Here is a 10,827-nt window from a genome sequence, read left to right on the forward strand (position 1 = left end):
TCGCTATTTTCTATTGTTTTCTTCCATTTCTTTTGTGGTTAAATTTCCAGCTTTAGCTGGTTTCAGCTTGACTAAAGACCCATTTTTTGAAGTTATTCTGCTACTAAAACACTTTAATGAATTACCTTAAATAAGACATAAAGAAGAATTTTTCCACAATTTCCGTTTTCATGAGAAACCTAATTTAATTCATTATATCTAAAACAACTGGTCAAATGGTCATTTACCAACCCACAAGCTTGCATATGAGCATATATTATTGTGCTACCCACAAATTTAAATCCTCGCTTTTTTAAGTCTTTGCTTAATGCATCCGATTCTGGAGAAGTAGCAGGTGCATCCTTCATGGATTTTAAATGATTGGTGATCGGTTTGTGATTCACAAAGGACCAGATGTATTTGTTAAAGCTTCCAAATTCTTTTTGCACTTCCAGAAATTTCTGTGCATTGATTACAGTCGCGTTTACTTTTAATTTATTGCGAATTATTCCTGGATTTTGTAAAAGCTCCTCAATTTTTGATTGGTCAAATTCAGCAACTTTCTTAGCATCAAAATTCGCAAAGAGTTTTCTGTAATTTTCTCTCTTTTTTAAAACAGTTGCCCAGCTTAAGCCTGCTTGTGCTCCTTCTAGTATTAAGAATTCGAAGTGTGTTTGGTCATCATGAACAGGCACTCCCCATTCTTTATCATGATATTCAATGTATTGGTCAAAGCCCAGGCACCAGGGACATCTTCCTTTGTCAGTGGACATAACTTGCCGCATTTATGTCAATGGTAGTTCCTGTGGCATGATCCATTAAACCAGACATTAACATTGCAATAGTTGGAGAAATATCTTCAGGTTCTGTTAATTTGCTTAGGGCAATATCATTCAAAGCAAAATCTTCTCCATATTGGTCAATGAATTGCTTTGCCATATCGGTTCTAACAAAACCTGGAGCAATAGTAAAGGCTTTAATGTTCTGTTTCCCGAAAGCCCTGGCAATGGATTTGGTCAAGGAAACAACGGCACCCTTAGAAGTGGCATATGCCAGATAATCAGCAGTATCGCCTCTAAAAGCTGCCCGAGAGGAAATATTTACAATCCTTCCTCCGTTTTCCTGCTTTTGAAATTGGACTACACTCCTTTTACATAATAAACCTACTGCATTCACATTAACGTCCATGGTTTTCAACCAATCATCGGTCCAATCCACTGCATTTTTATTAATATCAGAAGATAGAGCAATTCCTGCATTATTTACTATTCCATCTAATCGACCATCAAAATACTCTAGCGTTTCGCTAAACAGTCGAGCTACTTCCATGGAGCCCGATAAATCGGCTTTAATCAGATGAATACTAGAACCCAATTCTTTCTTAAGTTTCTGAGCTGATTCTTCATTTCTATTATAATGCGCCACCACTAGAGCGCCACATTCTACTAAAGTTCTGGTAATCGCTGCACCAATACCTCGGGTTCCGCCTGTAACTAATATATGTTGATGCGTACAATCAATTTTCATAATGATAGGAGTGATGGTTAATACATTTCAATTTACTAAAAAATATAATCTATTAAAGGGTTAAGTTATAAATCATTGGGCTGCATCAGCTTCAAAGTATATGATTTCACCTTCTTCAATTTCTAAATTGATTTGTAAAGGATTACAGCAGACTTCGCAGTCTTCTATGTAAGATTGTGGTGAGACGCTTAAATCAACCAGCATGCTGATTTCCTGAAAGCAATGTGGGCAGTGGAAAAAATGTTCTAGCATATTATTTATTTTCTAAATGATAAGAGTGCTCTTTGCACAGGTAGCTCCATAAATTTATATAATATTACAGCTATAACATTTAAGCATAGAAAACGGATAAGCAAATTACTGGAAATATGAAAATAGATAAATTCAGAAAAGTAGCCCACGTGAATCAGATAAAATGCATAGGCCGAATTTCCCATAAGAATCATAAATGGGGATGATATAAATGTAGAGAAATAGGTTTTTTCAGAACAGAGTCCTATTAAAAATAGTCCAATTGAAAAGGGAAGGAAAATATGATTTAAGACTAATCCAATGGGATGATTGATGCCATATGAATTTTCCTGACTTTGAAAGCTAGAAATGATAACTAGAATAATAAAATAACTGATAGCCCCAGTAAGTGTTGGCCTGATTCTGAGCATTTTTTCAGACTTTTTAGAATACCATAATTGCCCTATCAATGCTCCAATAGTAAATTCAGACACTCTTCCAAAAAAGGTATAAATCATCAAGAAATCGAAATCCGTCAAAAATCCATGAAAAGAAATAGTAGAAAAGGAATACATTAAAACTAAGCCAAAAAGAAAAATCGACAGAGGCCAGAAGATAAACCAATATTTATATTTTCTGATCCAAAGAAAAAATAAAGGTACGCTAATGTAAAAGAGTAATTGAACAGAAATAGTCCAGGCTTGGGCTACATATGAAAATTTAAACTCTTGGAAATAGCTTTGCAAAAGAAGAAATGAAAGAATAAACGATTTTAAAGTTTCCCATTGCCAGATAGCTGCTATCACAAGCAAAACCCAATATAAAGGTAGTAATCTGGCCAAGCGTTTTTGTAGAAAATGGTAAAATGAAAATTGACCTTCTCTATATTTTTTGAAATATAAAATGTAGGTCAAAGAACCACTAATTGTAAAGAAGATACCCACGTGAAATTCTTTAAAAATGGCGCTTAACCATTCAGTTTTTACTTCATTGGAAATATGATGTAAAAAAATCATCCATGCTGCAATAATCCTTATTCCCGCTAGTGCTGGAAAGAAAATCTTATTTTTTACTGTTCGCATTCTTGCAGCAATTTAGGATTAAAACCCTATTATAAAAAAGAGATAAAAGCGAGGAATTTGAATTTTGTAAGTCTTAATAAAACAGAATTTCATAAGCATCGTTTTGACCTATATGAAAAATTTATACTTAACAATCGCGAGTTTATTTATTTTAATTCATGTTTCAAATGCTCAAGTGGGAGATGTTTTTCCAGAAATGGTTGGAACCAGTTTAACGGATGAGGAGATCACAGTACCTTCTGCAACGCAAGATAAAATGACCCTAATTGGAATCGCATTCAGTAAAAAAGCAGAAGATGATTTACAAACTTGGTTTCAACCAGTTTGGGAGAAATTTATTAGAGAAGCAGATCCTAATGCATTAATTCCTGAAATGAAACCTGATGTCAATGTAGTCTTTATTCCTATGTTTACTGGTTTAAAAAGAGGTGCTTCTGGTTCTGCAATTAAGAAAATGCAAAAAGATGTGGATACGAAACTTCATCCGCATGTGATAGTGTATAGTGGGAAAATGGGTGATTATGAAGATCAATTAAACATGACTGAAAAGGATCAACCGTATTTCTTTGTGGTAAATAAAGCTGGTGAAATCATATATGCTACAGCAGGAAGGTCTTCTATGAAAAAACTGAATGAGGTAGAGGAGATGGTGACTGATTACTAAATTACGTCTAAATATTTCAGCAGGTCAAGAAGTAAATTATACAAGCCAAAAATTGCCATTGCCAAAATTAATATGGCTATAAACCCTTTTCTGAAAGGAGTATTTTCACTTTGAGACTTTACGTTTTTCATTACTAAGCAATAACTGTTAATGCTCCTTTAATTATTTCGGCTTTTACCTCTTTACATTCTCCTTTTAATTCACCGTCAATTTGTAGTAGTTCAGCTTCCTGACATGTAATCTTAGCTTCCTTAACTTTATAGATCTTTACATATGGAGAATTTTTAATATTTCCTAAAAACGATTCTAAGGTTAAGGAAATTAAATCTTTTACTGGAATAGGTTTGAAAACCACTAACTCAAAGGAGCCATCATCCATTTTGCTATCAGGATTTATGACAGCGCCTGTTCCATAACTCGATGCGTTTGCCAAAACAATCATCTCAGCTTTTATCGTTTTCACAGATTCGTTAAATTCAATTTGGAATTCAGTCGTTTTTTTCTCCATCAATGACCCAAAAAATGATTTAGCATAAGACAGCATTCCTCTTTCACCGCTCTCCTCAAAGTCTTTAATCATTTGTGCATTAAAGCCCACATCACTCAAGTGCAAACAGATAAATTCTTCATTTATGCGGATTACGTCCATTGATATGGTTCTACCCAACATCAATAACTCCAGACTTTCTTCCACATCATCTTCTATATCCAATTCATGAGCAAGTCCGTTAGCAGAGCCCAAGGGAACAATGGCTAATTGTGTTGAGGAGTTTATAATAATCTGAGCCACGAGATTTACCGTACCATCACCTCCGCAAGCAACTAAGGTATCAGCTTTAAAATTCGACTGCTTTTCCTGGATTTTTTCTTTATCATTTTCGCCAGATGTATAGAAAAGCGCATATTCCTTACTATTTTTATCACAGGCAATAGAAATTTGCTTTTCTAATCTGGATTTGTCATTATTACCTGACTTTGGATTGATGATAAAAAGTAGCTTTTTCGGTTGCATTAAAAATTAAAATTAAAAACTATTCTACGTTCATTAAATATACGATTTGCCCTTTACTTAAAACGATTATTAGGTATCATTTCTCCTCCTAAAATTGTTCCTTTTATGGGCTATGGAAATCAAAATCTGATTTACTTAAAGGGCGGTGTGTTGGAAAACCGACCTGATTTTGATTCGAAAGTCACAGATAAAATAATAAAAAATTTCAGGATAATGCTTTCCCGCTATCTAAGCTCACCCATTCCTGAAATGAAAGTACAAATTTCTTTAGGAGAAGAAAATTTTTTTACCCAGACTGATGAATACGGATATTTTAGCGCTTGGGTTGAGCCTTCCAAATCTTTTGAAGCAGGGTGGCATAGTGTTATTTACAGCCTCAAAAATGAAAACAACGAAATTTATAAAGCCAAAGGGGAGTTTTTGATAGTAGGTAAAGATGCTGAATTTGCCACCATTTCAGATATTGATGACACTATTTTAGTTTCCCATGCCACGCAATTGTATAAGAAATTCCGCCTCATCATGACCAAAAATGCCAAAACGCGTTTACCTTTTGAGGGCGTAGCTGAATTTTATCAAAAGCTTAAGGCTCATGAAAATCCATTTTTCTATGTCAGCAGTAGTGAGTGGAATTTATATGATTTTCTTTTAGACTTCTTCACAATCCAAAATATTCCAAAAGGGCCATTCCTTCTGCAAGAGTATAAATCTGGCTTACGCGATTTGCTTTTCACAGGCGGAGGAAGCCATCAGCACAAGCAAGATAAGATAAGGAGATTAATGCTGCTCTTTCCCAAGCTTAATTTTATTTTAATTGGCGATAGCGGACAACGAGATACTGAAATTTACCGACAGATATTGCATGAATTTTCGAGTAGAATATTAGCTGTTTATATCCGAAAAATCGGCAAAAAAGATGATTTCGATGAGACAACTACAAAAGAGTTTGAAGAAAAGGGCGTGCCATTGCTGATGTTGGAGAATACGGAGGAGGCCGAAAATCATGCCAAAAAATCTGGCTTCATTATGAAATAAAGCCAGATTTAAAACATCATTTTTTTAATCTTTATCCTTTCTAAAATAAAATTTCAGTGAATAGTACAAACTATTCGTATTGCTCCTATAACGATATGTAAATTCATCGTTAAACTTCACATCACGTAAAGGAGAATTTAAGCCCATCAAATATTTTACTTCTAATCCAAATCGCCATTTTTTTACTTCAGCGCCTATCGCTAAATGATGCACAAAAGGCACCATAGGATTTTCCTCTACAAACTTTTTGGCTACCTCAAATCTTCGCCTATTATTTTGCAGCCAATAGTCATCAAAATCAGATGCATGTAAAGTTTTGTCCTGATGATGAAAATACTGCACCTCATACCCTGCAAATACCCGTGTATCTAATCCCCTATTAAGATGAATAGCGGGTAGAATACCAAGACTGAAAACGTTGTAGGATGTAATAAATAAACCGGCTTGAGGAGCAAAACCACCTGGTGGATTGTAATCAAATGGCGTTATAAAAAGAGATCTCTTTAAGTAATTTAGCTCTGTTGTTAAACTAACAAAAGGTATGTTTTGTAAAGGATGTTCAAAAAAAACACCTCCATGTATAAATTGCGGCATGTAAATATCCCACAGAGATATATCAATTCGCACATCTATATCGTTGTACCTCCCACTTTCATTACCAATCATTTGATAATTATAAAGCCCCAGTTTGAGTCCATAATTCCATTGGTTTTGGGCTTTAGTGCTTTGAACAATAAATGTAACAATCAACCCAATTAATGCTATTCTAATTATCTTCATTTTTTCTAAAATAAAATTTCAGTGAATAGTACAAGCTATTGGTATAGCTTCTATAAGGATAAGTAAATTCATCATTAAACTTTACGCTTCGCAAGGGAGAATTTAAGCCCATCAAATATTTTACTTCTAATCCAAATCGCCATTTTTTTACTTCCGCCCCTATCGCTAAGTGATGCACAAAAGGCACCATAGGATTTTCTTCTACAAACTTCTTAGCTACTTCAAACCTCCGCCTATTACTTTGCAGCCAATAGTCATCAAAATCAGAGGCATGTAAAGTTTTGTCCTGATGATGAAAATACTGCACCTCATACCCTGCAAATACCCGAGTTTCTAATCCCCTATTCAGATGGATAGCGGGTAAGATCCCAAAACTAAAAGTACGGTAGTTAGTAAAAAACAATCCAGACTGCGGCCCAAATGGGCTATCTGGATTGTAATCAATTGGCGTGATAAAAAGGTATCTTTTCAAGTAGCTTAGTTCTGTGGTTAAACTAACAAAAGGTATGCTGTAGATGGGATGCTCGAAGAAAACACTTGCATGTGGAAATCGAGGTTTATAAATATCCCATTGAGCAATATCAATTCGCACATCTATATCATTGTACCTCCCACTTTCATTACCAATCATTTGATAATTGTACATCCCAATTTTTAAACCATAGTTAATTTGGTCTTGGGCACTTGCGGAGGTTATTGTGAGGAAACCAACTGATAGAGTTAAGAAAAGCAGAACTTTTAAAAACTTCATTAAACTAACTGTAAAGTTAAAATTAGAAAACTATAGAATAAATATAATGTTTTAATCTTTTTATCAAAAGCTTAGATTTTATCTTAGTGATGTGAATCAGATAAGATAATGCTAATTATTTGCAAACACATTCTTAAACAAAGCGTTAGACCCTTAAACTTAATCAAAAAATAAAATTATGGGACTTAAAATAGGAGATACCGCACCAAATTTTCAAGCGGACACCACGGAAGGGAAAATTGATTTTCATCAATGGTTAGGAGATAGCTGGGGGATATTATATTCTCATCCGGCAGATTTTACACCAGTTTGTACTACGGAGATTGGAAGAACAGCTCAATTGAAGGATGAATTCGCAAAACGTAATACTAAAGTAGCAGTTGTTAGTGTAGATGATGTAAAATCTCATCATGAATGGAAGAAAGATGTAAATGAAACACAAAACACCTCAGTTGAATTTCCAATTATAGGGGATGAGGAAAGAAAAGTGGCAAATTTGTATGATATGATTCATGAGAATGCATCCGCTACCGCTACAGTACGTTCGGTGTTCTTTATAGGGCCAGATAAAAAAATCAAAGCAAGTATTACTTATCCGGCAAGCACTGGAAGAAATTTCACAGAAATTTTAAGAGTTATTGATTCATTACAGCTTACCGCTAAGCATCAAGTGGCTACGCCTGCCGACTGGAAGTATGGTGAGGATGTCATTATCACTCCAGCTGTTAAAGATGAAGAAATTGCAGCTAAATTTCCAAAAGGGCATACAGTAATTAAGCCTTATTTGAGAACTACTCCTCAACCAGAGTAAAGTAAAATTTGAAATTGCTTAATCTGAAAACTGAAGTTAGCGCTTCGGTTTTTTGTTGGAATAATTTAATCTTCATCCACTAGCTAGCCCTTGCATAGGTATGCCCCAAGGGCTAATCTTCACATGATTTTAAGTCTTATTCCTATTTTCTTCGGTAAAGTTAAAGAAGTGCTTTTTATTGATTTAAAAGCACATTTTTATTTTTTTAAGGTGTCCCAGAATGTAGATGTACCCATTAAATCTTCAATCTTTGTATTCTTATTGCACTCTTAATTCTTCATACTTTTTCCAATGATGAAAAAGTATGCAAAAAATCTAGGTAAAATGATGCTTCCACCCTCAAAAGCCAACGCAGGCCCGCCATTTTACCCTCCAGCCCGCTTTTTTCGCTTTAGGCGAAAATGGGGGAGTTAATCTTTAATGAATTTATAAATTGTATACCATTTTATCAAATCCTAATTTTTTATCCGTTCGACTTGTTTTTATATCCTTGTAAATTATTTTACTTGGCTCTGTTATAGATAAAAGTTGCTAATATCGCAAATTTGTCGTATCTTTGTAATAATCAATTAGATACGTCATGGCTAAAGCAAAACTAAATATCCTAAAAGAATTACAGAATCTTGAAGAAAAAGAGTTAAAAATTATATCCAAAAATATTGCTGAACTTTTAGCCAAGGCAAGCGCAAAACACAATCAAATAGTAGAGGAAATCAACGAGGGTAAAGAGCGTGGTTGTCCGTCATGTGGCTCGGTTTCCATTATTAGATTTGGCTTTCTTCAAAACCGTAACAGGTTTAGATGTAAAGACTGTAAAAAGACCTTCACTGACCTTACAGGAACAGCTATGTCATACATCAAGAAAAAGCATCTATGGGAGCAATATATCTATTTAATGGTCGAAGGTAATTCTTTACGTGATATCACTAAAAAGATGGATATATCACTTAAAACAGCTTTTGATTGGAGACATAAAATCCTGACTGCCTTTGACGAACTTAACAAATCTAAATTTGAAGGAATTGTTGAGGTAGATGATGTTTGGTTTCTGAAAAGTGAAAAAGGAAAACGTGGCTTAGAAAAGCCAAGAAAACGTGGTGGTACTAATAGAAGAGGAGATAATGATGATCAAGGTAAGGTATTATTCTCTGTTGATAGGTCGAAAAATATGGATTTAACTACTGCTTGTATGGGTAGGTTGAAACGTAAAGATTTAGATAGAATCTTAGGTAGTAGAATAAATGGTGAAAGCAATATTTTATGCTCGGATAAGCACCCGTCTATCAAGTCATTTGCTAAGACTCATGGCTTAACTCATTATCGTATAGATGCGACTAAAAAGCAATATTCTATCAAAAAAATATACCATGTAAATAATCTCAATAACCTTGCTAAGAGGTTTAAAGAGTATATCAAACCATTCAACGGTGTTGCTACCAAGTATCTTCAAAATTATTTAAATCTATTCAGGTTTGTTGAACTATTCAAAAACAAAGAAAGTATGATAAATGAATTCTATCATGCTTCCATAACTGATAAGCTTACCTTAAACAGATATTCAAACCTTGAACAACGGTATCAGAATTTAATTACTTAAATGACCTTCAATTCTAACTGCTGATATGTCAAAGTATTTTTTATCTTTTTCAATCAGGATAAATTTTCTATTAGTATTAATTGCTGATATTGCCGTAGTTCCACTCCCTGAACAATTATCTAAAATAACATCACCCTCATTTGAGTATGTTCGGATTAAATATTCGAAAAGTGCCACTGGTTTTTGAGTGGGATGTAGTTTATCTTTATCTCTATTGAAACGTAAAATAGTTTTAGGATACCTTTCTCCTTTATTCTCCGTCTTGACTATTTTATCCCACTTAGTACCGTAGTTTTGAGTTAGACTTCCTTTTGTCGCAATATATGGTTCACCCACTTCCATTTGCGGAAAATAATTCATAGCCTTACTTTTATTTTTAACATACGATGCTGATGCTTTTGAGAAAATTAAAATATTTTCATGTGATTTTAAAGGTGCGAAATTAGAGTTTAGATGTCCTGTTCCCATTTCTTTTTCCCATATCCACTCATATTTTAACATACATAGATTAGAACATCCCAAAACTTTATCAAATGGTGTTTGAGCCGTTAATATTATAGCAGAATTATCTTTTATAATCCTATTATATTCTTCCCATAAAATAGTTAAATTAATAACGGAATCCCACTTATTTCTTGTAGTTCCGTAAGGTAAATCACATAAAATCATATCCACTGACTTATCATGAATATTCTTCATTACTTGTAAACAATCACCATTATATAATTCACCATTCTTAAATTTTTTAACCATTTAATACTCATATTTCTTACTTATATTGAGTATTGTTTATTAGTTTTAAATTCAAGCTGAATAATTTATAAACTTTTATCTATAACAGAGCCTTTTACTTTAATTAAATGTGGCGGCCCAGCTAGGAAAGCAGTGGTTTTTTTGTTGAAATAATTAAAACTCCTCATCCATGGGCTAGGCCATGCATAGGCACGCCCCACGGGCTAATGCTCACAAGATTTTAAGCTCAGTCTGATTATGAAAAGAAATAGAATTGGCCTAAAATACAAAAAGCCTCTCATTACTGAGAAGCTTTTGTTCCAGGAAGCGGGTTTACGGATCAATCTGAAAATCTGGGGAGAAGTATTTTTCAAGCATATATTTTAGAGAGTCTGTAAAGGAAAAAGGATACGTTTTTCACACCTCTGAATTGAGAGCGAAAAGCTTTTATCTTGGCATTGAATGATTCAGCTGCTGCATTGGTACTTCTTCTTTCAAAGAAATTCAGGATTGTTTGATAATGGTTTTGAATTGTCCTAGATACGGTGTTGAAGCTTTTAAACCCTGCTTTTTCTACTTGATCATACCATCTGGCCAGTTTGAGATAGGCAACACCCTTATCTTTT

Annotated in this window: 13 protein-coding genes; 4 read left to right on the forward strand and 9 right to left on the reverse strand. The window is 34.1% G+C overall.

The window, feature by feature from the left end:
* Positions 1-179 precede the first annotated feature (179 nt).
* The 4 genes from VFM92_RS16820 to VFM92_RS16835 form a co-directional block, all read right to left on the reverse strand.
* Entirely contained in the window at positions 180-752 is a 573-nt protein-coding gene (locus tag VFM92_RS16820) for a DNA-3-methyladenine glycosylase I (RefSeq protein ID WP_325123400.1), read from the reverse strand.
* On the reverse strand, positions 742-1,506 hold the full coding sequence (locus VFM92_RS16825) for an SDR family oxidoreductase (protein WP_325123401.1): 765 nt from the start codon (positions 1,504-1,506) through the stop codon (positions 742-744). The genes VFM92_RS16820 and VFM92_RS16825 overlap by 11 nt, the downstream gene beginning before the upstream one ends.
* Positions 1,507-1,578: 72 nt before the next feature.
* Positions 1,579-1,758, reverse strand: a complete 180-nt coding sequence (locus VFM92_RS16830) for a CPXCG motif-containing cysteine-rich protein (protein WP_325123402.1) — start codon at positions 1,756-1,758, stop codon at positions 1,579-1,581.
* 5 nt (positions 1,759-1,763) lie between these two features.
* Complete coding sequence (locus VFM92_RS16835; protein ID WP_325123403.1) at positions 1,764-2,819, reverse strand: acyltransferase; 1,056 nt, start codon at positions 2,817-2,819, stop codon at positions 1,764-1,766.
* 112 nt (positions 2,820-2,931) lie between these two features.
* On the opposite strand from VFM92_RS16835, the gene VFM92_RS16840 reads away from it, so the two are divergent.
* Positions 2,932-3,483, forward strand: coding sequence for a hypothetical protein (locus tag VFM92_RS16840; RefSeq protein WP_325123404.1), 552 nt, complete (start codon positions 2,932-2,934; stop codon positions 3,481-3,483).
* 133 nt (positions 3,484-3,616) lie between these two features.
* Here the strand turns inward: VFM92_RS16840 and VFM92_RS16845 are convergent, their stop codons facing one another.
* The gene (locus VFM92_RS16845) at positions 3,617-4,495 is read right to left on the reverse strand and encodes a diacylglycerol kinase family protein (RefSeq protein WP_325123405.1); all 879 of its coding nucleotides are present in this window, start codon (positions 4,493-4,495) and stop codon (positions 3,617-3,619) included.
* A 105-nt stretch (positions 4,496-4,600) separates the two neighbouring features.
* Here VFM92_RS16845 and VFM92_RS16850 point away from each other — a divergent pair, with 105 nt between their 5' ends.
* A complete protein-coding gene (locus tag VFM92_RS16850; protein WP_325123406.1) occupies positions 4,601-5,530 on the forward strand; it encodes an App1 family protein in 930 nt (309 codons plus the stop codon).
* A gap of 24 nt (positions 5,531-5,554) precedes the next feature.
* Here the strand turns inward: VFM92_RS16850 and VFM92_RS16855 are convergent, their stop codons facing one another.
* Entirely contained in the window at positions 5,555-6,310 is a 756-nt protein-coding gene (locus tag VFM92_RS16855) for a hypothetical protein (protein ID WP_325123407.1), read from the reverse strand.
* The gene (locus tag VFM92_RS16860; RefSeq protein WP_325123408.1) at positions 6,297-7,061 is read right to left on the reverse strand and encodes a hypothetical protein; all 765 of its coding nucleotides are present in this window, start codon (positions 7,059-7,061) and stop codon (positions 6,297-6,299) included. Before VFM92_RS16860 ends, VFM92_RS16855 begins: the two co-directional genes overlap by 14 nt.
* 178 nt (positions 7,062-7,239) lie before the next feature.
* On the opposite strand from VFM92_RS16860, the gene VFM92_RS16865 reads away from it, so the two are divergent.
* Both VFM92_RS16865 and VFM92_RS16870 read left to right on the forward strand, forming a co-directional pair.
* Entirely contained in the window at positions 7,240-7,872 is a 633-nt protein-coding gene (locus VFM92_RS16865) for a peroxiredoxin (RefSeq protein ID WP_325123409.1), read from the forward strand.
* A gap of 580 nt (positions 7,873-8,452) precedes the next feature.
* Positions 8,453-9,469, forward strand: coding sequence for an IS1595 family transposase (locus tag VFM92_RS16870; protein WP_325123410.1), 1,017 nt, complete (start codon positions 8,453-8,455; stop codon positions 9,467-9,469).
* Here VFM92_RS16870 and VFM92_RS16875 read toward each other — a convergent pair.
* Positions 9,458-10,168 (reverse strand): site-specific DNA-methyltransferase, encoded by a 711-nt coding sequence (locus VFM92_RS16875; protein WP_325123411.1) that lies wholly within the window; start codon positions 10,166-10,168, stop codon positions 9,458-9,460. The two genes, VFM92_RS16870 and VFM92_RS16875, sit on opposite strands and share 12 nt — an antisense overlap.
* 403 nt (positions 10,169-10,571) lie before the next feature.
* A partial coding sequence (locus VFM92_RS16880) for a transposase (RefSeq protein WP_325123412.1) occupies positions 10,572-10,827 on the reverse strand: 256 nt, incomplete at its 5' end.

The sequence above is a fragment of the Marivirga sp. genome, from assembly GCF_035704835.1.
Classification (GTDB): Bacteria; Bacteroidota; Bacteroidia; order Cytophagales; family Cyclobacteriaceae; genus Marivirga.

Excerpts from the sequence above, each read along its gene's own strand:
- VFM92_RS16860 (WP_325123408.1), bottom strand. The coding sequence starts at position 7,061 with ATGAAGTTTTTAAAAGTTCTGCTTTTCTTAACTCTATCAGTTGGTTTC.
- VFM92_RS16875 (WP_325123411.1), bottom strand. The coding sequence starts at position 10,168 with ATGAAGAATATTCATGATAAGTCAGTGGATATGATTTTATGTGATTTA.
- VFM92_RS16845 (WP_325123405.1), bottom strand. The coding sequence starts at position 4,495 with ATGCAACCGAAAAAGCTACTTTTTATCATCAATCCAAAGTCAGGTAAT.
- VFM92_RS16855 (WP_325123407.1), bottom strand. The coding sequence starts at position 6,310 with ATGAAGATAATTAGAATAGCATTAATTGGGTTGATTGTTACATTTATT.
- VFM92_RS16835 (WP_325123403.1), bottom strand. The coding sequence starts at position 2,819 with ATGCGAACAGTAAAAAATAAGATTTTCTTTCCAGCACTAGCGGGAATA.
- VFM92_RS16830 (WP_325123402.1), bottom strand. The coding sequence starts at position 1,758 with ATGCTAGAACATTTTTTCCACTGCCCACATTGCTTTCAGGAAATCAGC.
- VFM92_RS16820 (WP_325123400.1), bottom strand. The coding sequence starts at position 752 with ATGTCCACTGACAAAGGAAGATGTCCCTGGTGCCTGGGCTTTGACCAA.
- VFM92_RS16850 (WP_325123406.1), top strand. The coding sequence starts at position 4,601 with ATGGGCTATGGAAATCAAAATCTGATTTACTTAAAGGGCGGTGTGTTG.
- VFM92_RS16825 (WP_325123401.1), bottom strand. The coding sequence starts at position 1,506 with ATGAAAATTGATTGTACGCATCAACATATATTAGTTACAGGCGGAACC.
- VFM92_RS16840 (WP_325123404.1), top strand. The coding sequence starts at position 2,932 with ATGAAAAATTTATACTTAACAATCGCGAGTTTATTTATTTTAATTCAT.
- VFM92_RS16865 (WP_325123409.1), top strand. The coding sequence starts at position 7,240 with ATGGGACTTAAAATAGGAGATACCGCACCAAATTTTCAAGCGGACACC.
- VFM92_RS16870 (WP_325123410.1), top strand. The coding sequence starts at position 8,453 with ATGGCTAAAGCAAAACTAAATATCCTAAAAGAATTACAGAATCTTGAA.